The organism is Roseateles aquae, from assembly GCF_032337115.1.
Taxonomy (GTDB): domain Bacteria; phylum Pseudomonadota; class Gammaproteobacteria; order Burkholderiales; family Burkholderiaceae_C; genus Roseateles_C; species Roseateles_C aquae.
Map to the genome: position 1 here is coordinate 116658 of NZ_JAVXZY010000014.1, position 24425 is coordinate 141082.

General features: G+C 65.3%; 15 protein-coding genes. 6 read left to right on the top strand and 9 right to left on the bottom strand.

Going from position 1 to position 24425, the window contains the following annotated elements; genetic code table 11:
- Positions 1-16: 16 nt before the first annotated feature.
- The 6 genes from RQP53_RS23810 to dnaA all read right to left on the bottom strand — a co-directional run bounded on the left by RQP53_RS23810 (position 17) and on the right by dnaA (position 11962).
- Positions 17-1117, bottom strand: a complete 1101-nt coding sequence (locus tag RQP53_RS23810) for a PDDEXK nuclease domain-containing protein (protein WP_315653225.1) — start codon at positions 1115-1117, stop codon at positions 17-19.
- Positions 1114-2724, bottom strand: a complete 1611-nt coding sequence (locus RQP53_RS23815) for a class I SAM-dependent DNA methyltransferase (RefSeq protein ID WP_315653226.1) — start codon at positions 2722-2724, stop codon at positions 1114-1116. The genes RQP53_RS23810 and RQP53_RS23815 overlap by 4 nt, the downstream gene beginning before the upstream one ends.
- Positions 2725-2739: 15 nt before the next feature.
- The gene (gene hsdR / locus RQP53_RS23820; protein WP_315653227.1) at positions 2740-6144 is read right to left on the bottom strand and encodes a type I restriction-modification system endonuclease; all 3405 of its coding nucleotides are present in this window, start codon (positions 6142-6144) and stop codon (positions 2740-2742) included.
- Positions 6145-6251: 107 nt separating this feature from the next.
- Complete coding sequence (gyrB, locus tag RQP53_RS23825; RefSeq protein WP_315653228.1) at positions 6252-8819, bottom strand: DNA topoisomerase (ATP-hydrolyzing) subunit B; 2568 nt, start codon at positions 8817-8819, stop codon at positions 6252-6254.
- Positions 8820-8934: 115 nt separating this feature from the next.
- A complete protein-coding gene (gene dnaN / locus RQP53_RS23830) occupies positions 8935-10059 on the bottom strand; it encodes a DNA polymerase III subunit beta (protein WP_315653229.1) in 1125 nt (374 codons plus the stop codon).
- A gap of 391 nt (positions 10060-10450) precedes the next feature.
- A complete protein-coding gene (gene dnaA / locus RQP53_RS23835; RefSeq protein ID WP_315653230.1) occupies positions 10451-11962 on the bottom strand; it encodes a chromosomal replication initiator protein DnaA in 1512 nt (503 codons plus the stop codon).
- Between the two features lie 752 nt (positions 11963-12714).
- Between dnaA and rpmH the strand changes: the two genes are divergently transcribed.
- The 5 genes from rpmH (at position 12715) to mnmE (ending at position 17387) form a co-directional block, all read left to right on the top strand.
- Positions 12715-12849 (top strand): 50S ribosomal protein L34, encoded by a 135-nt coding sequence (rpmH, locus tag RQP53_RS23840; RefSeq protein ID WP_058937081.1) that lies wholly within the window; start codon positions 12715-12717, stop codon positions 12847-12849.
- A gap of 18 nt (positions 12850-12867) precedes the next feature.
- On the top strand, positions 12868-13428 hold the full coding sequence (locus RQP53_RS23845) for a ribonuclease P protein component (RefSeq protein WP_315653231.1): 561 nt from the start codon (positions 12868-12870) through the stop codon (positions 13426-13428).
- 15 nt (positions 13429-13443) lie between these two features.
- On the top strand, positions 13444-13746 hold the full coding sequence (gene yidD, locus RQP53_RS23850) for a membrane protein insertion efficiency factor YidD (protein ID WP_315653232.1): 303 nt from the start codon (positions 13444-13446) through the stop codon (positions 13744-13746).
- Positions 13743-15452 (top strand): membrane protein insertase YidC, encoded by a 1710-nt coding sequence (gene yidC, locus RQP53_RS23855; RefSeq protein WP_315653233.1) that lies wholly within the window; start codon positions 13743-13745, stop codon positions 15450-15452. Before yidD ends, yidC begins: the two co-directional genes overlap by 4 nt.
- Before the next feature lie 528 nt (positions 15453-15980).
- Positions 15981-17387: a tRNA uridine-5-carboxymethylaminomethyl(34) synthesis GTPase MnmE gene (gene mnmE, locus RQP53_RS23860; protein WP_315653234.1), complete on the top strand. Its 1407-nt coding sequence runs from the start codon at positions 15981-15983 to the stop codon at positions 17385-17387.
- Between the two features lie 11 nt (positions 17388-17398).
- On the opposite strand, the gene RQP53_RS23865 is transcribed toward mnmE, so the two are convergent.
- The 3 genes from RQP53_RS23865 to RQP53_RS23875 form a co-directional block, all read right to left on the bottom strand.
- Positions 17399-19315, bottom strand: coding sequence for a ricin-type beta-trefoil lectin domain protein (locus RQP53_RS23865; RefSeq protein WP_315653235.1), 1917 nt, complete (start codon positions 19313-19315; stop codon positions 17399-17401).
- Positions 19312-20262 (bottom strand): DsbA family protein, encoded by a 951-nt coding sequence (locus RQP53_RS23870; protein ID WP_315653236.1) that lies wholly within the window; start codon positions 20260-20262, stop codon positions 19312-19314. The genes RQP53_RS23865 and RQP53_RS23870 overlap by 4 nt, the downstream gene beginning before the upstream one ends.
- Before the next feature lie 70 nt (positions 20263-20332).
- Positions 20333-23461, bottom strand: coding sequence for a beta strand repeat-containing protein (locus tag RQP53_RS23875; protein WP_315653237.1), 3129 nt, complete (start codon positions 23459-23461; stop codon positions 20333-20335).
- Positions 23462-23910: 449 nt separating this feature from the next.
- On the opposite strand from RQP53_RS23875, the gene RQP53_RS23880 reads away from it, so the two are divergent.
- Complete coding sequence (locus tag RQP53_RS23880; protein ID WP_315653238.1) at positions 23911-24366, top strand: hypothetical protein; 456 nt, start codon at positions 23911-23913, stop codon at positions 24364-24366.
- Positions 24367-24425: the final 59 nt, after the last annotated feature.

Here is a 24425-nt window from a genome sequence, read left to right on the forward strand (position 1 = left end):
CCAACCACGCGGTAACTCACTCATCCCCATCCCCCTCCAACATCACCCCCCGCCTCGCCATCGTCTCCCTCGCTTCCAGCAGCGCCTGATGCAGGCGCTGCTCCAGCTCCGCCTTGGGCGGCAGCTCGGTCCAGTACTCGGCCACGGTGATGCCGTCCTTGTGCATTTGCAGTAGCTCCACCTGTTCGCGGCTGGATTCGGCGCAGAGGATCAGGCCGATGGGCGCTTCTTCGCCGGGCTGGCGCTCGTGCTTGTCCAGCCACTTGAGGTAGAGCTCCATCTGGCCCTTGTGCGCGGCCTTGAAGCGGCCGAGTTTCAATTCGATGGCCACCAGGCGGCGCAGGCGGCGGTGGAAGAAGAGCAAATCCAGGTAGAAGTCATCGCCGTCGATGACCATGCGCTTTTGCCGTTCCACAAAGGCAAAGCCGCGGCCCAGCTCCAGGATGAAGGCTTCGAGCTGGCGCAGGATGGCGGCTTCGAGGTCGGCTTCGTCGTGGCCCTGGCGCAGGCCAAGAAAGTCCAGGAAATAGGGGTCTTTGAAGACCTGGGCCGGCGGCGCGAGGGCGACAGCACCCTCGGCGGCTTCGGCGGCCGTGTGGGCCGTGGTCAGCGGTGCCATGCCGAGCTGAGCGCTGGCGATCTCGCTGCGCTCGAAGGCCTTGCGTTCGATCTGGCGGCGCAGCTCGCGCACGCTCCATGCCTGATCGGCGCACTGCGTGGCGTAGAACTGCCGGGCGGCGGCGCTCTTGAGGGGCAGCAGGCCCAGGATATGGCTCCAGCTCAATTGTCGTGACAGCGTTGCGACTATCTCGGTCTCGGGGAAGGCCTGGGCGAACTGGCGCATGCGCTGCAGGTTCTTGGCCTCGAAGCCGCGACCAAACTCACTGGACAGCTGGGCGCCCAGCTCAGCAATGAGGCGCGCGCCGTAAGCGGCCCGTTCGCCTTGCAGGAGCTCCATGTGGATGCGCTGGCCCACGGTCCAGTACAGGCGGGTGAGCTCGGCATTCACCGCGCCGGCCAGGCGCTGGCGGCTGCTGGCGATCAGCGCGCGCAGCTCGGCGTGCAGGTCTGCGCTCAGGCCGCCACCGGCCAGCTGATTCAGCTCCGGCTGACTCACGCGCCGGCTCCTTCGCTGGCGCTTTCATCGGCCGCCTCGTCGGTCAGCAGCAACTCGTCCAGGTCCAGGTCGGGGTCTTCGCCCAAGGCTTCCACCAGGGCGCGCAGTTCGGTGAGCGCGGCGTTCATCTCGCGCATAGCCAGGCGGGCCAGCAGGGCGGGATCTTCGCGTTGTTGCTCGGCGCTGGCGGCGCTGTCGTCCTTGAGCCAGGCGAGGTCGAGGTTGTCGCCACGCCCGGCGATCTGCTGGCGTGAAAAACAGCGCCAGCGGCCGGTCTCGCCGGTGTCCACACGTTGGGCCAGGGCGGCGGGGCCGCCTTTGGGGTCGGGGCCGAAGACGTCTTCGAACTTGTCGCGTGGCACATCAGCCGGGGCATCGGCGGCGGTGCGGAAGTAGTCGCGGGTGAAGGGGGTGCGCTTGCCGAACTGCGGCATATTGGCGCGCATGTCGTAGACCCAGACCTCTTGGGTGTTGCCCTTGTCGGTCTTCTCACCTTTGGTGAAGAAGAGCACATTGGTCTTCACGCCCTGGGCGTAGAAGATGCCGGTGGGCAGGCGCAGGATGGTGTGCAGATTGCACTTGTCCATCAGGTCGCGGCGCACGCTGGTGCCGACATTGCTTTCGAACAGCACGTTGTCGGGCAGCACCACGGCGGCGCGGCCGCCGGGCGCGAGGTTGCGGTAGATGTGCTGCAGAAAGGCGAACTGCTTGTTGCTGGTTTCGTAAGTGAGGTCTTTGCGGGTGGGCAGCCCGCCGCCCTTCTTGGTGCCGAAGGGTGGGTTGGACAGGATGAGCGTGGCGGCGCGCAGCTGGGTGCCTTCTTCGCCCAGGGTGTCGCCATAGCTCACGCCGCCTTCGATGCCATGCAGCAGCATGTTCATCAGCGCCAGGCGGTGGGTGTCTTGCACCAGCTCCATGCCGTAGAAGGTGCTGTGGCGGTAACGGCGCTGGTCTTCCTCGGGCAGGCTGTCGAAATCGTTGTGGGCACGCAGGTAGTTGTTGGCGGCGATCAGGAAGCCGCAGGTGCCGGCTGCAGGGTCCTGAATGACATCGCCGAGTTGCGGCTGCATCACCGTGACGATGCTGTCGATCAGATGGCGGGGCGTGAAGTACTGGCCCGCACCGCTCTTCTTTTCGGTGGCATTGCGCTCAAGCAGGTCTTCGTACAGATCGCCCAGATCGTCGCGCTGCACGCTGTACCAATCGAGCGCATCGATGTCGGTGACGAGCTTGCTCAGCGTCGCGGGCTTGGTGATGAAGGTGTTGGCGTTGGCGTAGATCTGCTGCACCGCGCCGCGGCCGTGGAGGCCGTAGTCCAGCAGCATTTCCTTGTACAGGTCCAGCCGGTCGGGGGCGGAGGCGGACTTGAGGTCATCCCACCGGGTGCCGGCCATCTGAGCCTTGGGGCCGGTTTTCTTCTTCGGGTCTTCGGGTTTCCAGACCTGGAGCCGCTCCTCCTGGCCGGTCTCCTTCATCATCTTCAGGAAGAGCAGGTAGGTGAGCTCGCTCAGGTATTGGTGGTAGGTGACGCCGTCGTCACGCAGCACATGGCACAGCGACCAGAGCTTGGCGCCGATGTCATGCGCGATTTGGGGGGAGTGAGCCATAGAGGTACTGCGTCGTCAGGCACTGCGGGCCGGCGGGGCCCAGAGTGCATCGTTGAAAGCGTCCAGCACCGGTTGGAGCTGGCCGTTGAAGAGCTTGTCTAGCCGGGAGAAGCCACCGCCTTCGCGCTTGAAGAGCAGGTCGGGGTCGTCCAGCGCCTCGCGGTCGACCAGCAGATTGGCCTTGGTCTGCGCCGCGATGCGCTTGAGCCAATTGCGCTGCGGTTCGGTCCAGGGCTTGCCGGTGGGCGGATTCGCCAGCAGCGCCTGCAGGGCGTGGTCCACTCGCTCGTTGTAGGGCAGCAGCGCGTCGCCCACGGCGGCCTGGCGAATGTAGCCGACGATGCGGGCGGCAATGTCCTGATTGCTCATCTCGCGCCAGGCGGCCGCCAGCTGCGTTTCGCTGAAGCCCGCCACGTCGAGGGCGAGCATCAGCTCACGCAGCTGTTTGCGGGTCAGGTCGCGCGGCTTGGTGATCACGGCCATCAGCGCAGGGAGTTCGTTGCTGTGGCTGGTGATGTAGGCCTTGAATTCGTCCAGATAGGCCTGCGGCTTCTTGCCTTTGCCGTAGCCTCGCTCCGCGCGCACAAAAGCATCGGGGTGCTCTGAGACATACAGCGGCCGGCTCTGCCCCGCTGATTTGCGATCAAGCAGTTCACCCAGGCCTGGCCGCTGCGTGAACCAGGAGGCGACGTCGGCCAGCGTCAAGGTCTTCAATTGCTTGATAAAGGCCTCGGGGCTCATGCCGGCCTTGGTCTCGAAGTCCTGCACATCCTTGCTCTTGAGGTGGCGCTTCTTGACCTGCAGCTTGGCGAGAAACTGGTCGCGTACCAAGGCCCGGGCGGCATCGGTCGGGGCGCTCAGAAGCTCAGCTTCCAGCTGCGAAAAGCTGATCTTCGGGTTGACGACCACGGGCTTCATGTCCGTCATGTCGCCCACCGCTTCGAAGGCGCGCACGGCGTCGAACACGCGGAAGCTGTCTTTGGCCTCACCATCAAACGAACACAGGCGCGTGGCTCGGCCCAACATTTGGTCAAACAGAATGCGGCTGTTGACCTGGCGCAGAAAGACCAGATTGCAGATTTCTGGCACGTCGACACCGGTGGTGAGCAGATCCACGGTGACCGCCACATTGGGGAGGCGCTCGTTCTTGAAGCGGCGGATCAGCTCAAGGGGCTTGTCGGCATCGCCCGTGATCTTGATGACGGCATCGTCTTCCACGCTGCCGTACTGGGCTTCGAAGCAGTCTTTCAGCACCTCGACCACCATGTCCGCATGCTCTTTGCTGACGCAGTAAATCAGCGTCTTTCGCTTGCTGCCGGGGTCGATCTCCTGTGCCAGATAGCTGCATACGGCGGCATTGAAGGGGCGTGTGATGACGTCCCGGTTGAATGCCTTGATCGTCAGCTTGATCTCGTCGGGCGCCTTGAACAGCTCGATCTGGCTGCGCTCGGCATTAAAGACTTTGACCTCTTCACCCAGCTTCCAGGTGATGCCGGCCTCGCTGCGTTCGGTGTGAATCTGGATGGGCGGCTCGTAATCGACCAGGAAACCGTCGATCACCGCCTCGCGATAGCTGTAGTTGAAGACGGGCGGGCCGAAGATCTCGGTGGTGTGCAAGGCTGGCGTGGCCGTCAGGCCGATCTTGACGGCATCAAAGTAGTCCAGCACGCGGCGGTACTTGGAGACGTAGTCGTCAAAGTCCCGGAAGCTCAGCTCCGTGTCGGACATCTCGCGGTCCAGCGTGTAGCCGCGATGGCATTCGTCAATGACGATGCAGTCGTACTGGTCCACCGTTGGCGGCGCGACGCCATCGGCCGGGAAGAGCACGCGGCGCATCATGCCCTGCACGGTTGCGATATGCACGGCCGTATCGGCATCAGGCGTCTTTGCGTCCAGCTCTTTGATCCCAAAGGTGTCGGCAAAGGTACGCTGCAGCTCCATGCGCGTGTCTTTGAAGGCATTGGCTGCTTGCTCGCCCAAGGCAGAACGATCCACCAGAAAGAGAATGCGCCGGAAGCGTTGTGCTTTGAGCAGGCGGTAGATCAGCGCAATGCAGGTTTTTGTCTTGCCCGTTCCGGTTGCCATGGCCAGCAGCAGCTCACGCCGACCCTCCTCGATACAGGCTTCCGCCCTTTGGATGGCCGACGACTGGTAGTGCCGCAAGGGGAAGCCGTAGTCGAACGGCATGCTGCGCAAGTCTTCGTGCGCGCGATCCTCGTTGGCTTCCAGCAGCGCGCGCAAACCTTCGGGCCGGTACCAGCCATCAAGTGCTGTGCTGCGGTTCTCAGGCCGGCGCAGGTCACAAAACCAGATGCCGCTCTTGGTCGCGAGCTGACGCAGATACGGCCGGCCATTGGTCGCGAAAACGAAAGGGATTCGAAACTCTGCATCTGTTCCCCAGTTTTGGGCGTGTAGCTGGGTTTCGGCGCTGGGCGAAAAATGGCGGCTGTAGCGTTTGCTTTGCTGCAGGGCGCCGGATACGTCTTTCTTCTCGCGCTTGGCCTCGACAACGGCGAGTGGGGTGAGCCCTTGGAAGAGTACGTAATCGGCGAAGTAGCCATCGCAGGGCCACTCGGCAATGGCGAGGTTGCGTCCGCGTTGTGGGCGCACACCTTGGCGGAAAGAGAGCTTGCTGGTGTCAACCTCCCAGCCGGCCTGTCGAAGCTGCTCGTCAATGATTCGACGGGTTTGGGTCTCATCCAGCTCGACGAGATCGGCGGCCTGGCTGGCGGAGAGCACTACCTTGTTAAATGACTCTCTCGGTTCAGCCTGCGCTTGGGCTTGCAGCGTCGCCAGTCTTTCCGCCAACTGCGCCTTTGCCTGGTCAGATTCAGTGGCGATTTGCTCCCAGACTGAGCGCTCTTCGCCAATCGCTGAGAGCTGGCTCAATGCGTCCTGGAGTTCCTCTTTGGCTTGCTGGTGCAAGGCCTGGTGCTTGGCGACCTCCTCGCGCAGGCTTGCCAGTTCTTTGGTCAATTCTGCCGACTGATCTTCTGGCGGCGTGGGCGGAATGAACGGTCCCGACCGATAGTCGGCTTGCTTAAAAGTGCGATGGAACCAGAGGCACAGCTGCCAGGCCAGCTTGAGCGTTGTGAGCGCCTGCCCGTGGTTGCCTTCGAGCGCGTGGTTCGCCGCATTGCCGGTCAAACGAATCTGATCGAGAACCTGTTTGACCTCATTGGGCAGCAGGCCCTCGGCGCGAAGGCGACGAATCAACTCGTACTGGCTTTCCGCCTGCGTCGAATACAGGCCGCCTCGGGCGGCGAGCGACTGAGCAAGCAGCTCGGCCAACTGCCTGAGTTTCAGCAGGCAGGTATTGGGGTCTTCCGCGAAATAGCGTTCCGCTAGCGCACCAAGGCGCCAAAGCTGAGCCTCATAGGGCTTCAGCATGTCGAAGTTCGAGCGAATGTTCTGCTGCATTCCTGACCTCGTCCTGGCTATCTGACCGCTTCAATGCCTCCCAGCTAAGCGATCCATAGCAATTGCGACATTGCTGTGGCCCCGTTCAAGCGGGGCCGGCGCGTAACTCAAACGTCAATATTCCCCGCCCTCAGCGCATTCGTCTCAATGAAATCCCGCCGCGGCTCGACCTCGTCGCCCATCAGCATGGTGAACACGCGGTCGGCTTCGATGGCGTCGTCGATCTGGACGCGGAGCAGGCGGCGGACGGTGGGGTCCATTGTGGTTTCCCAGAGCTGCTCGGGGTTCATTTCGCCCAGGCCCTTGTAGCGCTGGCGGCCGACGGAGTTTTCGGCTTGTTGCATCAGCCAGTCCATCGCGTCGCGGAAATCGGCCACCTTGGATTCCTTGGCCTTTTCGCCTTCGCCCTTGACGACGCGGGCGCCTTCGCCGATCAGGCCCTTGAAGGTGGCGCCGGCGGTGGCGAGCACTTCGTAGTCGGCGCCGTGCACGAAGTCGGCATTGATGATGCTGGAGCGGGTGTTGCCGTGGTGCTTGCGGCTGATGCGCAGGAAGAGCTTGTCGGTACGGGCGTCGTATTCGCTGGTGACTTCAGCGGCGTGCAGCGCGGCTTGCATCGCGGCGGCGGCGGCTTCGGCGGCTTCCTTGGTGTCGAGGTTGATGGCCAGGCCGCTGGCGAGCACGCGCAGCGCTTCAAAGTCCATCCAGTTGGCCAGGCGAGTGATCACGCTTTCGGCCAGCACGTACTGGCGGGCCAGTGACTCGAAGGCGTCGCCGCTGAGCACGGTGGCGCTGCCATCGGCGTTGTTGCGGCCGGTGTGCAGATGGGCGTCTTGCAGGGCGACCTTGAGCAGGAAGGCGTCGAGGTCGTGCGCGTCTTTCAGGTATTGCTCGTGCTTGCCGACCTTCACCTTGTACAGCGGCGGCTGGGCGATGTAGATGTGGCCGCGCTCCACCAGCTCGGGCATCTGGCGATAGAAGAAGGTGAGCAGCAGGGTGCGGATGTGGGCGCCGTCAACGTCCGCATCGGTCATGATGATGATGCGGTGGTAGCGCAGCTTGTCGGGGTTGAAATCGTCGCCGCCGGCGCCGCGGCCGATGCCGGTACCCAGGGCGGTGATCAGCGTCAGGATTTCGTTAGAGGTGAGCAGCTTTTCGTAGCGGGCTTTCTCGACGTTCAGGATCTTGCCGCGCAGCGGCAGGATGGCCTGGAACTTACGGTCGCGGCCTTGCTTGGCGGAGCCACCGGCGGAGTCGCCCTCCACGATGTAGATCTCGCACAGCGCGGGGTCTTTTTCCTGGCAGTCGGCCAGCTTGCCGGGCAGGCCCAGGCCGTCGAGCACGCCCTTGCGGCGGGTCATTTCGCGGGCCTTGCGGGCGGCTTCGCGGGCGCGGGCGGCGTCGAGGATCTTGCCGCAGATGATCTTGGCATCGGCCGGGTTTTCCAGCAGCCAGTCATTCAGCTTGTTAGCCACGATTTCTTCGACCGGGCCGCGCACTTCGCTGGAGACCAGCTTGTCCTTGGTCTGGCTGGAGAACTTGGGCTCGGGCACCTTGACGGAGACCACGCAGGCCAGGCCTTCGCGCATATCGTCGCCGGCCACTTCGACCTTGGCCTTCTTGGCGAGGTCGTTGTCGGTGATGTACTTGTTCAGCACCCGGGTCATGGCGGCGCGCAGGCCGGTGAGGTGGGTGCCGCCGTCGCGCTGCGGGATGTTGTTGGTGAAGCAGAGCACGTTTTCGTTGAAGCCGTCGTTCCACTGCATGGAGACTTCAACGCCAATATTGGTGCCTTGGTCCGAGGTCTTGTCGCCCTGGGCGTGGAAGATGTTCGGATGCAGGGTGCTCTTGCCCTTGTTGATGAACTCCACAAAGCCGCGCACGCCGCCGGCGTAGGCGAAGTTGTCTTCCTTGTTGTTGCGCTCGTCGACCAGGCGGATCTTGACGCCGTTGTTCAGGAAGGAGAGCTCGCGCAGGCGCTTGGCCAGGATGTCGTAGTGGAAGTCGTTGTTCTGCTGGAAGATCTCGGTGTCCGGCAGGAAATGGACTTCGGTGCCGCGCTTGTCGGTGTCGCCAATCACGCGCATCGGGCTGGTCTCGACGCCGTCGACGATTTCGATCAGGCGGTCTTGCGGAATGCCTTGCTTGAACTCGATCTGGTGCACCTTGCCGTCGCGGCGCACGGTCAGGCGCAGCCACTTCGAGAGGCCGTTCACGCAGCTGACGCCCACGCCGTGCAGGCCGCCCGAGACCTTGTAGGAGTTCTGGTTGAACTTGCCGCCGGCGTGCAGCTCGGTCAGCGCGATTTCGGCGGCCGAGCGCTTGGGCTCGTGCTTGTCGTCCATCTTCACGCCGGTGGGGATGCCGCGGCCGTTGTCGATCACCGAGATCGAGTTGTCGGTGTGGATGGTGACGATGATGTCGTCGCAATGGCCGGCCAGCGATTCGTCGATGGAGTTGTCCACCACTTCGAACACGAGGTGGTGCAGGCCGGTGCCGTCGGAGGTGTCGCCGATGTACATGCCGGGGCGCTTGCGCACGGCTTCCAGGCCTTCGAGGATCTGGATCGAGTCCGCACCGTAGACCGCGCCCGAGGCGGCTTCCGCGCTGACGGCGGCTTGCTGCTTGTCAGTCAGACCGTCGGGATTCTGTTCGTTGCTCGGCACATCACTCATCGCAAACTCTCTCAAGGCCGCGGCGCGGCCGGTACAACTCTCAAACTAGAACCCCCGCTTGGCGGGGGCAGGGGGTGCGAAACATTCACCGCACAGCGGATCTGAGGCCTCGGCCTCAGATCCGCATCGGCATCACGACGTACTTGAAGCCGGTCTGTTCGGGGATGGTGATCAGCGCGCTGGAGGCGCTGTCGTTCAGATCGATGCTGACCATGTCCTGGCTCATGTTCGACAGCGCATCCATCAGGTAGGTGACGTTGAAGCCGGTCTCGATCAGGTCGCCGCCGTAGTCGATTTCGATTTCTTCCTTGGCCTCTTCCTGCTCGGCATTGCTGGAGGCAATCGACAGCAGGCCCGGCTCGAAGGACAGGCGCACCGCCTTGAACTTCTCGCTGGTCAGGATGGCGGCACGCTGCAAGCTGGCCAGCAGCGGCGCGCGGCCCAGCGTGACGCGGAACTTGTGGTTCTTGGGGATGACGCGGTTGTAGTCAGGGAACTTGCCCTCGACCAGCTTGGTGACGAACTCCATGCCCGAGAAGCTGAACTTGGCCTGGTTGCCGGCAAAGCGCATCTCGATGGGCTGGTTTTCTTCCTCACCCTTGCCACCGTCTTTCAACAGGCGCATCAGCTCCAGCACCGTCTTGCGCGGCAGGATCACTTCCTGCTTGGGGATTTCAGTTTCCAGCTCGGCCTGGGCCAGGGCCAGGCGGTGGCCGTCGGTGGCCACGAGCGTGAGGTTCTTGCCTTCGGCGACGAAGAGGATGCCGTTCAGGTAGTAGCGGATGTCGTGCACCGCCATCGAGAAGTGCACCTGGTTGATCAGGTGCTTGAGCGTCTTTTGCGGCACGCTGAAGGCGGGGCCGAAGTCGGCGGCTTCCTGCACCAGCGGGAAGTCGTCGGCCGGCAGGGTTTGCAGCGTGAAGCGGCTTTTGCCGCCTTGCAGCGTCATCTTGCTGGCGTTGCTCGTCAGGCTGACGGTCTGATCCGAGGGCATGGAGCGCAGGATGTCGATCAGCTTGCGCGCGCCCACGGTGCTGGAGAAGTTGCCGGCGTCGCCGTCGAACTCGACCGTGGTGCGCACCTGGATTTCCAGATCGCTGGTGGTGAGCTCGACCTGCGAGCCCTGCTTGCGTATCAGCACATTGGCCAGGATGGGCAGGGTGTGGCGGCGTTCCACGATGCCGGAAACGGCTTGCAGGGCGCCCAGCACCTTGTCCTGGGTGGCTTTCAACACAATCATGTCTACCTCTCTCCGCTTGTACTGGGGTGCGCACGACGGCCCGGCATGTTCAATGCAAGACGCGCGCGCGTAGAACAGCGCGCATTGTCACTCAGGAATGGGGTGTTTCCCGGCGGGATAAGTACCACCCCCTACGCGCTTCGCGCGCCTTGCAGGCCGCGCCGTGCCAGTGGCCCGGCCCTTCGGCAGGCGACGAAAGCTCCACCGGAGCTTTCGTGTCCAGCCTCAGCCCCTCAAGGGGGCGAGCCCATTGGGCCGGCAAAGCCGGACCCTCGGGCTCCGCTGGAGGGGCGGCCTGCGCTGCGCGCGGCCGCTTCCGAGGTAGTGAGCTGCATAAGCTGGCGCACGGGCGCACGGCTCTTGCCCCTGGGGCGGAACTTGGTGCCTGGCCTCAGCCTTTGAGCGTTTGCTCGAGGACGTGCAGCTGCTGGTTCAGCTCGGTGTTCTTCTGCCGTTCGCCGCCGATCTTGCGCACGGCGTGCAGCACGGTCGTGTGGTCGCGGCCGCCGAACAGCTCGCCGATCTCGGGCAGGCTCTTCTGGGTCAGCTCCTTGGCCAGGTACATGGCAATCTGGCGCGGCCGGGCGATGCTGGCCGGGCGCTTCTTGCTGTACATGTCGGCGACCTTGATCTTGTAGAAGTCGGCCACCGTCTTCTGGATGTTTTCCACAGAGATCTGCCGGTTCTGGATCGAGAGCAGGTCTTTCAGCGCTTCGCGGGCCAGCTGGATGTTGATTTCCTTGTGGCTGAAGCGGCTGTAGGCCAGCACCTTGCGCAGCGCGCCTTCGAGCTCGCGCACATTGGCGCGCACGTTCTTGGCGATGAAGAAGGCGACGTCCTCGGGCATCGGCGTCTGTTCAGCCTCGGCCTTCTTGATCAGGATGGCGACGCGCATCTCCAGCTCGGGCGGCTCAATGGCGACGGTCAGGCCGGCGTCAAAGCGGCTGGTCAGGCGCTCATCGATGTCCACCAGGCCCTTGGGATAGGTATCCGAGGTCATGATGATGTGAGCGCGCTTGGCCAGCAGGGCCTCGAAGGCGTTGAAGAACTCCTCCTGCGTGCGCTCCTTGCCGGCGAAGAACTGCACATCGTCGATCAGCAGCAGGTCCAGCGAGTGGTACTTGGCCTTCAGCTCGTCGAAGGTCTTGCGCTGGTAGTTCTTCACCACATCGGAGATGAACTGCTCGGCGTGCAGGTAGAGCACGCGGGCGTCGGGTTTGTCCTTCAGCAGTGCATTGCCGACGGCGTGGATCAAATGGGTCTTGCCCAGGCCAACGCCGCCGTAAATGAACAGCGGGTTGTACATCGCACCGGGCGCGCCGGCCACATGCAGCGCCGCGGTGCGGGCCATCTGGTTGGCACGGCCGGGCACCAGGGTGTCAAAGGTGAGCGCCGGGTTGATGCGGTGGCGGGTGCTGCTGGGCGCCGGGGTGGCAGCGCTGGCCGCGGCGCTGCCGGCCTGGGCCGGTGCTGCCGATGTTGCCGACTGGCCGGGCACATGAATGCCAACGACTGCTGGCTGCTCGACGCCGCCTTGCTGCGCCGGGGCGGCTGCATTGATGGGCACCGGCCGCAGGCCGTTGTGCAGTACCTGGCCAACGGCCATGGGCTTGTTGGCCGGCAGCGCGGCGCGCTGCAGCGGCTCGCGGGCGGCCAGGGCGAGGTCCAGGCGGGCGGGCCGGCCGGCCAGTTCGCTGAGGATGGATTCGATGCGCCCGGCGTACTGGTTGCGGATCCAGTCGAGCTTGAAACGGTTCGGGACGCGCAGCGAAACGATCACGCCATCGGCCCCGCCATCGGCCACTTCAGCCGGGGGGAGCGGGCGTATCCAGGTGTTGAATTGTTGTTCGGGCAACTCCGCGGCGAGTCGTTCACAGCCGCGTTGCCAGAGATCTGCGCTCATTGTGGAAAACTTGTTCTTGAGCGGCCAGATTGTACGGATTCGGGGCCGCAAAATGGAGGTTATCCACAGATTTTTTGCCCGGGTCAAGCGCAGTGGGGAAGGTCTGAAGCGGCCGTCGCGGGCCGTGGCAAGCACCAGCCACGCCCTGCCTAGGCGCGAGCCGCAGCTCAGGCTGGTGGCCTGCGCAAGGCTCGCAACACCGGCAGGGCGTGGCTGGTGCTTGCCCTGCGGGTTGAGAGAAAAGGGGCCCCCACGGGTGTTGCGCTGCTCGGCTGTCGGGCTAGCAGCCCGACCTTCGCAGCGCGCCTACGTGGCCGCCCCTTTTCTCTCAACCACGGCCCACGCCGGCCACTTCAGACCTTCCCAAATCCCCAGGCCTACTTGTGGCTTCATTGACCGCGGCGCAAATCTTTGGTGTAATCGCGGGTTTTCCGGACGCCGGATGTATTTGCTTGGGCGCGTGGCCTGGTGCATGCCAGACCAAACCCCCTGCGGTACATCCAAGCGCTGCAACGATCGAAGTTGTGCGGGCGGGCTTGAAGTCTTGATGGCTTCACCCCAGCTTGTGTGGCTTGGGCCGGGGTGGCGCACGCAGCAGCGGCGCACCGGCGCGGCGCACATCAAAGCTGGCTCGCACAGTCTCTTCAGGAGGCGGCGCGGGGCGGCCAGGATGCCAACCGCAACAGGTCTGCATCTTTTTTGATTTGCCCACGACAGCTTACGCGTCACCCGACGTCCACTGAGGTTCCATCATGAAACGCACTTACCAAGGCTCCAAGACCCGTCGCGCCCGTACCCACGGCTTCCTCGTCCGCATGAAGACTCGTGGCGGCCGTGCCGTGATCGCTGCGCGCCGCGCCAAGGGCCGCAAGCGCCTGGCTGTCTAAGCCGAAAGCGTCAAGACCGTGATCGGCCGCATCGTGCGATCGGCCGACTATGAGCGCGTGCTGGGAGCGTCCAGCCGTGCTCGCAGCAGCCACTTCGCGGTGCATCATCTCGCGGCCAAGCCAAGTCTGCCGGGCAAGAAACCGTCCACAGCCGAAGCGAAGTTATCAACAGCCGATGCACCGTCCATCCACAGCCCTGTGGATGAAAAGCCGGCTGCCGGCCCCGACAACAGCGCTGCCACCGTTCTTGAAGGACGCTGGCTGGGCTGTGTGGTGCCCAAGCGCCATGCGCGCCGCTCCGTGACTCGCTCCCTGCTCAAGCGCCAGATCCGTGCCGTCTTTGATGGCGTGGAGGCGCAGGGCTTGCCGGCGGGTTTGTGGGTGGTGCGCCTGCGCTCGCCGTTTGACCGCAAGCAGTTCCTCAGCGCCTCGTCCGATGCGCTGCGTGCCGCTGCGCGCGCCGAACTGATGCAGCTGGTGGCCAAGCTGACGCGGCCGTCGCGTGCCGCTGCCCCCGCCGCAGCCGCCGTAGCCGCATCAGCGCCTGCCGGCCCCAGCGCTGTGCCGCCGCAAGGCTGAAGCTTCGCGCACGCCATGGCTGCCGATCGCACGCTTGCGCAACGTCTGCTGATGGGCCTGGTTCGTGGCTATCAGCTGCTGCTGAGCCCATGGCTGGCCACCGGCTGCCGCTACCAGCCCAGCTGCTCCGGCTACGCGATGCAGGCCTTGGCTCGCCATGGCGCCTGCGCCGGCACCTATCTTGCTGCAGCGAGAATCCTGCGCTGCAACCCCTTTTGCCGGGGCGGGCATGATCCCGTGCCCGACAATCCGCCCGGCTTGTTCACCCGCCTCGGGTGCGCGAAACCCCTTTCCTCCAAATCAGAAGCTTCCCCATGACTGATATACGCCGCACCGTGCTGTGGGTGGTGTTCACCATGTCGCTCGTCCTGCTCTGGGACGGCTGGCAAAAGCACAACGGTCATCCTTCGATGTTCAGCCCGGCCGCGACCAAGCCGGTCGCCGCGGCGGCCCCCGGTGCAGCCAGTGCGCCGCTGGCCGCCGGTGCGCCTGCTGCTGCCACCGCCGCTGCCGCGGGTGCCAGCGCGCCGCTGGTCAGCGAGCTGGTGACCATCAGCACCGACGTGCTGAAGGTGATGGTGGACAGCAAGGGCGGCGATGTCGTCCGCGTCGAGCTGCCCAAGTACAAGGCCACCAACGATGCTGGCGTCATCGACACGATGAAGCAGCTGGTCGGTCTGCAGGCCAAGCCGGTGGACGAAGACAAGCCCATCGTGTTGCTGGACCCGCTGCATGGCTACAAGGCGCAGTCGGGCCTGGTCGGTGCCAACGGCGAACAGCTGCCCAACCACGCCACGCTGATGACGGTGGTGGCCGGTGAGCGCGAGCTGAAGGACGGCCAGAATGAGCTGAGCCTGCGCCTTGAGTCGCCGGAAGTTGGCGGCGTCAAGCTGGTCAAGACCTACACCTTCAAGCGCGGCGAGTACCTCATCGGCGTCAAGCATGAGCTGGTGAACGCCGGCGCGGCCGCGGTGACGCCGCAGGTCTATGTGCAGCTGGTTCGCGACGGCGCACCGGCGCCGGGCGCCAACGGCTTCTACGCGACCTTCAACGGCCCGGCCGTCTACACGGACAAGAGCAAGTTCCGCAAGGTCGAGTTCGCCGACATCGATAAGGACAACGTCGATATCGAGAAGCGCGCCAATGAAGGCTGGGCGGCGATGGTGCAGCACTACTTCACCAGCGCCTGGCTGCACACCGAGGCGGCCCAGCGCGACTTCTTCGTGCGCAAGCTGCCTTCGGCCGGCACGCCGCTTTATGCCACCGGCATGGTCTTCACGCTGCCGCCTTTGGCTGCAGGTGCCAGCACGCAGCACCAGGATCAGCTCTACGTTGGCCCGCAGGAAGAAAAGCGCCTGGCCGAGCTGGCCCCGGGCCTGGAACTGGTCAAGGACTATGGCTGGTTCACCATCATCTCCAAGCCGCTGTTCTGGCTGCTGGACCAGCTGCACACGCTGATCGGCAACTGGGGCTGGGCCATCATCGCGCTGGTCGTGCTGCTGAAGGTGGCGCTGTACGGCCTGAACGCCAGCGCCTATCGCAGCATGGCCAAGATGAAGGCCATCAACCCGAAGATCATGGAAATGCGCGAGCGGCTGAAGGACAAGCCGCAGGAGATGCAGCAGGAGATGATGCGCATCTACCGCGAGGAGAAGGTCAACCCGATCGGCAGCTGCCTGCCGATGCTGCTGCAGATGCCGATCTTCATCGCGCTGTACTACGTGCTGTTGTCCAGCGTCGAGATGCGTGGCGCACCGTGGCTGGGCTGGATCGTCGATCTGTCGGTCAAGGACCCCTTCTTCATCCTGCCCATCCTGATGACGATCTCCAGCCTGTTCCAGGTCTGGCTGAACCCGGCCCCGGCCGATCCGACCCAGGCCAAGATGATGTGGATCATGCCGCTGGCCTTCAGCTTCATGTTCTTCGCCTTCCCGGCCGGTCTGACGCTGTACTACGTGGTCAACAACGTGCTGTCGATTGCGCAGCAGTGGGTGATCAACAAACACATGGGCGTGCAGAACTGACCACCCCCTACGGGCTGCGCCCGGCCTTGCAGGCCGCGCCGAGCCAGTGGCTCGGCCCTTCGGCAGGCGACGAAAGCTCCACCGGAGCTTTCGTGTCCGGCCTCAGCCCCTCGAGGGGGGCGAGATGGGACAGTGGCAGTCCCTGCGGACTGCCACTCGCCAGTCGAGCGCCCATCGGCATGCTTGCCGATGGGCACGCCCGTAGGACCGGCGAAGCCGGATCCTCGAGCGTTGCTGGGGTGGCCGGGCTGACGCCGGCCAGTTGAATGGCAACAGCAGATTGAGCGAGACAAAGTTCACGTGAATCGCAAGGCCCCCGCATCCGGGGGCTTTTTTTCGTCGGCGCGGGCGCCTTTAATGCGACTCATGCGGGGCAGAGTTCTTCAGACGGTGACTCCACCACCGGGCTGAACTACCAGGCTCGAGTTCGGGGCTCATGCGAGCGGCCCGTGCCGGCCTCCCCCGCGCCATCTTCCGGTGCACGGCCAATCGCTGTGCACATTGGCAGCATCGCGGACAATCGTCACCATGCTGTCGCGCTTCCAAGACCCGATCTGTGCCATTGCCACCGCCCCCGGTCGGGGTGCCGTGGGCATCGTGCGGCTGTCCTCCGGGCAAGACCTGACCCCCTTGATCGCCGGCCTCTGCGGCCGCTCGCTGAACCCGCGCGAGGCGCATTACCTGGCGTTTCGCGATGCCGATGGCCAGGCCATTGACCATGGCCTGGCGCTGCTGTTTCCCGCCCCGCACTCCTACACCGGCGAGCATGTGCTGGAGCTGCAGGCGCATGGCGGGCCGGTGGTGCTGCAGCTGCTGCTGGCGCGCTGCCTGGCGCTGGCGCGTGAGCATCAGTCCTTGCAGGCAATGCGTCTGGCCGAGCCGGGTGAATTCACCCAGCGGGCCTTTCTGAACGGCAAGCTCGATCTGGCGCAGGCCGAGGCCGTCAGTGATCTGATCGATGCCAGCACCGAGGCCGCGGCGCGCAGCGCCAGCCGGGCGCTGGCCGGTGCGCTGTCCGGCGAGGTGGGCGAGTTGCGCGACGCCTTGATCAAGCTGCGCATGCTGGTCGAGGCCACGCTGGACTTTCCCGAAGAAGACATCGACTTTCTGCAGCAGGCCGATGCGCTGGGCCGCCTGACGCGGCTGCAGGCCCAGCTCGACGCCGTGCTCGACCGCACCCGCCAGGGCGCGCTGCTGCGCGAAGGCATCAAGGTGGTGCTGGCCGGCCAGCCCAATGTAGGCAAGAGCTCGCTGCTCAACGCGCTGGCCGGTGCCGAGCTGGCCATCGTCACGCCGATTCCCGGCACCACGCGTGACAAGGTCAGCCAGACGATACAGATCGAGGGCGTGCCGCTGCACATCAGCGATACCGCCGGCCTGCGCGACACCAGCGACGAGGTCGAGCGCATCGGCGTGGCGCGCAGCTGGGATGCAATCGAAGAGGCCGATGTGGTGCTGTTCCTGCACGACCTCGGCCGCATTGGCGAGGCCGCCTACGAGGCCGGCGATGCCGAGATCCGCGAGCGCCTGGCCCGCGTCGACCCGGCGCGCCTGCTGCAGGTCTACAACAAGGCCGACACGCCGGCCAATGAGCGTGCCCGGCAAGACCTGACCCTGCCCGCCGATGCCGTGCAGCTCTCGGCCAAGACCGGTGCCGGCCTGGCCGGCTTGCGCGCGGCGCTGCTGCAGCATGCCGGCTGGCATGCGGTGCCCGAAGGCCTGTTCATCGCCCGCGAGCGCCATGTGCAGGCGCTGCGCCGCACCGCCGAGCACATGGAGCTGGCCCAAGCGGTGGCGCGCCAGGACCCGCCGGCGCTGGACCTGCTCGCGGAAGAGCTGCGCCTGGCCCACGACGCGCTCGGTGAGATCACCGGCGCCTTCTCGGCCGACGATCTGCTCGGCGAGATCTTCAGCAAGTTCTGCATCGGCAAGTAGGGCCGAGGCGATCAGCCGGGCATCGGCGTGTGGTCCTTGCAGGGCGGCTTGCCAAAGGCGTCGATGACGCTGGCAATGCCGGTCGGGTCGATCGCCGTGATGATGATGATGTCGAGGTCCTTGATCAGGTCGGCGATGTAGAACAGCAGCTGCCGCGCCGCCCACTCCCGGGCAATATGCCTGTAGTCGGCCGAGTCGCGCGGGTACTTGCGGGCGATCTGCGCCTCGATGTCGACGCTCGAAATGGTCGCCAGATTCTTCTCGGACAGCTTCAGGAAGTTGTTGATGTCGTTCGCCAGGATCACCATGGCCTGTGCCAGCTCATCGGCTGTCCTGGCGGCCTCGACGCCCTTCTTGGCGGCCTGCATCGCGATCTTGGCCTCGCCGACTTCGCCCGCCGTGGCGATGGAGGCAAACATCAGCGCCGAGCTAACGACCATATTGGCGATGGTGCTGGCACATTGATTGGCGTTGCTGGCGCAGGCCGCGGGCCCGCAATCGACGACGCCTGCGGCGCAGCGTTGGTTGCAGCTGGTGACGTTGCACTGGTAGCCGTCGCGCGGCTTGAGGTAGCACAGGCCGGCCTGCATCACGCGATTGGAGTTGCAGGAATTCGCCGCGCTGCCCGCGCCATTGCCATAGGAGGCCTTGGTCAGCCAGCACACGCCGCCCACACCGGTGTAGCCGTCGCGGCAACTGTCCGGGGCCGTGGCCACGCAAACGCCGCCAATCTTTGCGGTGCAATGCCAGCCGGGCGTGTAGGACAGCGACTGGTCGCTCCAGCACACCGGGCCGACCGGATGGAAGCCGCTGCGGCAATTGCTGTAGCACAGCGCACCATCCTTGTACTGGCCGTCGGCACAGCCGGGCAGGATGCCGGCGCCGCGGTCGTAGGCGGCGGTCTTGTAGCAGAACGGCGTGCTGGTGATCGAGGTTTCGCCCTGTATCCAGTTGACGATGGTATTGACCTGGCCGGCGCTCAAGCTCTGGCCCGGCACATAGGTGCTGGGCTTGTCGGGCAGGCCCTGTGGCCAGTTGCTCGCCACGATGCCGCTGGTGCTCCAGTACTGGGCCAAATTGCCGGCATCGCAGGGCTCCAGCTCGACGCCGGTCTTGGTCTGGGCCAGGCACAGGCCGCTGCTGAGCGACACGATGCTCGAGCCGCTGCCCCGCTTCCACTGCTGATTGGTGGCGGGCGGCACCCCTGTGTCGCCGCAAGAGCCCAGGCCCACCGCCGCACCAGCGCCCCCCGAAGGCGTGAGGCAATAACCGTTCAAGACGATGGCGCCCTGGTTGGTGAAGCGGAAGTATTCGCTCTTGACCGCCCCCGCACAGGCCGCCACGCTCAGCTTGCTGGCTGACAGCGGGGATGTGAAGTCGGTCTGCTGCAGGCAGCTGCGCGTGCTGTTCCTGACTTGCGTTTTGCTGGGGTCAGCCAACTCGACGGGCGAGGGGTTGGACAAGGTCCACTTCTGGTTGTCGGCCGTGGCCGAACACAGGGCGAGTTCAGCGCTCAGCACGCCCGGGTTCCCGGTACCGGGGCCTGGCTTCACATAACCCACCAACTGCCAGGACAGGCACATCGCCGATACCGCTCGGCTCTGGCTGAGCTGAATGCGGTCGCCGCCGGGGCGGCTCCAATAGGTGCTGGCATTGCCGGTGGCCAGTGCGCCGCTGAGGCTGACGGTCTTTCTCGCAAACAGATTGCCCTGCAGATAGCGCTTGGGATCGCTGCCGGCCAGATAGACCGAGCCGTCCGCAGCGAAGCCGAAGCGCTGCTCCGCCCCGCCGCAGTTGCTGAGCTGGCCGCTGCTGTCCAGGCATTTGCCGTTGCTGCCGACGAGGTTGTAGGAGACATCGGCGGCCTGCGCCGGCACGAGGGCCGTTGCTGCGAGCACCGAGAGGAGGAGCTGAGTAAGGCATGTCATGGCGATGACTCCGTTGAAAGCGCTGCGTTGAGGGGGGCGCCAGATCTGTCGCTTCGCGCCAGGCCCCCCAAGGGTGACGAGGAAGCGCGGGAGCCGCCCGTCGTTGCTGCGTGAGCGGCCGGTGTGGGCCTGCGGGCGGCCGCAGCTGCTGCCGCCGCCGCCGTCCTTGCACGCCGCGCCGCCGCGATCGCTGCGGCGAGTTCCTCGGTGCCGACGGCACCCCGGAACATCACGTCGCCGACGATGAGGGCCGGCGTGCCCTGGATGCCCAAACGCTCGGACAGCACGCGCACTTCGCCGAGCTGGCGGTTCACCGCCACCACATCCACGGGCTGCAGACCGAACTGGCGGCTGATGGCCTGCAGGCTGGCGGCGTCGATGGCATTGGCGCTCAGCAAGGCCTTGTGCAGCTGCTGCGCCGCGGCGCCCTGGCCCGCAGACAAGGCCAGCTGCGCCGCCGCAATCGACTCCGGCCCCAGAATGGGCAGGTGCTTGACCAGCACGCGCAGCTGGCTATCGCGCTGAATCAGCGTCTCGATGGCGGGGGCGAGCCGCTTGCAATAGCCGCAGTGGTAGTCGATGAACTCGACCAGGGTCACGTCGCCGAGCGGATTGCCCAGCACCGTTGCGTCGCTGCTGTCGTAGAGGGCCTTTGCGGCAGCGGCGAGCGCCAGACCTTGCTGGCGCGTTTGAGCCGCCTGCTCGCGGCGCTGCAACTCATCCAGCGCCTCGCGAACCAGCTCGGGCCGGCGCTGCAGCAGCTGAATGACGAGCTGTTCGATGCTCGGCGGCGCCGGCGCCGGCGCCCCGCTCGCTGCGCTGGCCGGGCCTGGCAAGCCGACGCTCACAGCGGCGAGTAGCGCGCTGCTCAGGCCGAGGCTTGCGGGGCAGAGGCGCGCCAGGAGGGGGCGGGCGCGGTGGCGGGCCGTCAATGGATGCGAGGGCATGAGGGCCTCCTTGATGGCAAGTGGGGGCTGCGCCGAGCTGGTGGCCGAGTCGGTGGCCAAGCTGCGCGCTTCATGACGTTTCGGCCGAGTTCTTGCGCCGGCGCCAGGCCAGCAGGCCGATGCCGGCCAGCATCAGCGCATAGCTGTGCGGCTCGGGCACGGCGGTCACGCGGATCTCGCCATGGGTGTAGAGCTGGCTGTAGTCCAGCTGGGTGCCGGCGGCGTGCATGAAGCCCGTGGCGTCGATGCTCTTGAAGCTGCCGCTGGCCGAACCCCAATCGAGCAGATCAAAGCTCTGGCCGGCCTGCGCGACAAAGCCGTTCCAGGAGGTGAGGACGAGCGTGCCGCCCAGCTTCAGCTTGCCACCCACCACCAGCTTGTCAAAGCTGCTGTCCAGCAATGGCGCCCCGGCAGCGCAGCTCAGGGCCGTGCACGGGTCAACGCCGCCGATCTCCGCGAAATACTTGTTGCTGGAGGCGAAGGTGACCGAGCCCTGGATATAGCCATAGCCGGGCGAGTTGCCAATGCTCAGGCCGCCCTCGTAGTACATCTTGCCGTCGCCGTTGACGTCCGCCCCGTTGCGCTGCTTCACCGCCGCCGCAAAGGTGGCCACCGAGCCCTCGGAGACGCGCAGTTCGGCGCCGTTCTTCACCTCCACGGTGCCGTAGAAGGTGGTGTTGCTATTGCCCGAAAGAATGATCTGGCTGTCGGCGTTGGCGACCACGTCTGCGTACACGGCCGACACACCGCCACTCAGCAGCACCAGGCCGCTGTTGCTGAGCGCGCCGCTGCGCAGATCACCGTAGCCGCTGATCACCGCCCCAGCCTGGTTGATCAGGGCCCGGCCGTTGTTGTCGAAGGTGCCGCCGGCGAGCTGGATCTTGCCGGTGTTCGGCTGCAGGCCTTGGGTGAGGAGCAGGGTCGCGTCGCGGCCCACGGTCAGCGTGCCGCTGTTGCCCACCGAAGCGGCCAGCGTCAAGGTGCCGCCCTTGGCGCTGATCATGCCCTGGTTGTTGATCGTATTGCCGATCTGGCCCAGGCCCTCGATGCGGCCGCTGTTGGCGATGGTCCCGCCACTCAGGGTGGCGATCGCAGAGGTCAGCTGGATCTGGCCGCCGTTGCTAAAGCCCTTGTCGATGCTGAGCTTGCCGCCATCGACGATCACGGTACCCTGGTTGGCAAACTTGGCACTGATGGTGCCGTTGCCGCTGATGCTGCCATTGGCCCCATTGCTCAGGGTGCTGTTGGCATCAAAGGCCGCGATGCTGGCTCCCGCCAAGGTCATCGAGCCCTGGTTGTTCAAGTTGCTGGAATTCAGTTGCAGAACGCCGCCCTTGCCCAGGGTCCAAACGCCGCTATTGGTGTTGCTGGCTGAATTGGCCAGCTCCACATAGTCGCCCTGGTCAAACCGGCCGCCGTTGTTGAAGCCGCCCTGACCCAGGTTGGCGCGGAGATAGCCCGAGCCGCTCATGGTGCCGGCGTTGACCAGGCTGCCGTTGACCGAGCCGCCATCCATCACCAGGCGCCCGTTGTTCTGGATGTTGGTGGCCGTCAGGCTGCTGGAGCGGCCCACGGTGGCGGAACCATTCGCATCGGTGAGGAAGCCATTGGCCTGCAGCACGCCGCCGGCGAAGCTGAGGCTGTCGCCCGCGCCCACACGGATTTGTGCGTCACCCTTGAGGATCTGGCCGGCGCTGAGCACCATGTCATGGCCCAGAAAGTCGCCGGTGGCGTAGTTCGCCTTGAAATTCAGCGTGCCGGAGTCCCAGTTGAGCGTCCCGGACAGCTTGCCGGTCGTCATCCTCAAGGTGCCGCCCTGCAGATTAACGACGCCCGACGATCCGATCACCAGTTGCCCGACATCCAGCGTGCCGTCACCCAGAATATCCACCCGGCCGGCGCCGGCCGAGCCCACGCTGAGGGCGTTGGCCACGCTCAAGAGCGCGCCGCTGCCGCCCACCGAGGCCGCAAAGCTGGCGTCGCCCGCCTGCCCGAGGGTCATCCAGTTCGACACCTGAAACTGGGCACCGCTGGCCACGTTCAAAAGGCCGGCCCTGGCGTTGACGACCTGCGCCTTCAAGGTCGACCCGACGCCGCTGACCTCAAGCACGCCAACGCCGCCGTTTCCGTTGTCCCCGATAAAGAGGTTGGGCGTTTCAGCCGCGGCACCATTGCTGACCTGCATCAGTCCGTTGCCGCGGATGCCCAGATAGAAGCCGGTGAGGGCCTTGAACAGCGTGCCCGTGTCCTTGACCGTGACGCTGGAGTTCACATTGGGTACGAAGCCGGGGCCCATATTGCCGGTGGCGGTGAACTTGCCGCCGCCCGAGACGATCACATCGCTGTTGTTGTAGGTCGCGTCAACCACGTTGAAGCTGGAACCGGCGCCGTCCACCGTCAGCTTGGCGGTCCCGCTCTTGCCCATCACCAGGCTCTTGCTGGTGGCGCTGGCGCCAGCGTCGATCAGCAGGGTGCCGCTGCCCACATCGCCCAGGTTCAGGTCGGTGCCGACGCTGAAGCTGCTGCCCACGCCGTGCACATTGATGATGCCGCTGCTGGTCGGGGAGACGCCGCCGACGGTGACAGCGGCAGCGGTGCTGTGGCTGCTGCCGGAATTGATCGTCAGGGTGACGGGCGAACCGGGGACGTAGCCGACGGCGGTGGCGCCGAGTTGCTTGTAGGCGACCTTGTTGGACAGGGTCAGATCATGCTGCTGGTCCATGCCACCGGTGATGCTCATACCGGCCGTGCCGCCGTCCCAGGTCTGGTTGGCGCTGATGACGAAGCCAGCCGTCAAGCCCCAATCGAGCAGCTGCACATTGCTGCTCTTGTTGACGATGCCATTGGTGAGCCCGATGTTGTTGCCCACACCCTGCAGCGTGTAGGCACTCGCACCGGCCTCGAAGGAAAGCTGGTTGTAGATCCGGTAGCCCAGATCGTTCGTGACCGTCGTGTAGCTGGAGCTGCCGAAGTGCAGGGTGTCGCCCGGCGCAGGCTGGGCGTTTTGGTTCCAGTTCGCGCCGATGCTCATGCGGCCGGTGAGGCTGTCGCTGCCGTTGGTCTTGCCTCCCTTCCAGCTCAAATCAGCGGCATCGGCGAGGCCGGCGCTGCACAGCACGGCGATGGCCAGGCACAGCGGCCGCAGCGGCGAGCGCGGCCCGGTGGGTTGACGATGTGGCGACGCAGATGGCTTGTTCATGTTGACTCCCTGGATAGAAACGACTGGATGAGCGGGCGGCGTGCGGCTTCTTGGGGCATGGACGCCATGCGGTGTTGAAGGCGTTGGGGCTGAGGGCCTGGCGCAGTGCAGCCTTGCGGAGGCTGCTCGTCCCTGGGCGTGGGCATGCACTCGACAAATCCGCTTTCTTCAATGAGCGCGAGTATTTGTTGCCGCTTCTGCATGCACAATCCGCCCTTGGCCCCGGGACCTGGTCTCGGGCCCTGCCTGCTGACGCTCGCGCCAAGCCGCTCTCGATGCCGCCGCCACTGCTGCCTGATGTGCCCGGTTTCGCTGGCTTTGCCGGGCGTAGTGGGAGGCGGCGCGGGCGCGGCAGCGGCTCAGGCGCAGCGTGTGGCGAGCAGCTGACTCCGGTCTATGCGATCCGATCCCCCCCTGACTGAGGGGCCAGCCCATATAGCGTTAGCGACATGCCCGCACAAGACCTCGCTGCGCCCGGTGCTGCCACTGCTGCTGCTGCGTCCATTCAGCGTGACGCGCTGGTGGTGGCCGATCTGGCCCGACACCTGAAACGCAGCGAGCCCTTGCGCCTGCTTGGCCATGTCGGTGTGGCGTTGGCGGTGCTGGTGCTGATGCGGGACTCGGCGCCGCCGGGCTGGCTCGCACTCTGGGCGCTGCTGTTGCTGAGCCACGCGGCCTTCAATGGCTGGGCAGCCTGGCGCGTCTGGTCGCGCCCGACCCGCACCGAGAACGCCCCGCGGCGCTTGCGTGCGGTGCTGCGCATGGAGGCGGTCAATGGCCTGCTCTGGATGGCGGCCGAGCTGATCATCCTGCCGAGCAGCGACTACACCCACCGCGGCCTCTTGAAGTCAACTTTGAAGTGCAACACCGCTAGTACCGAGAGAAGGCCTCCCTCGGTGTCCTGAAGCCCAGCCGCTCACGTGGCCGGTCGTTGAGTTCAGCTGCGATGTGGTCGCAGTCGTTC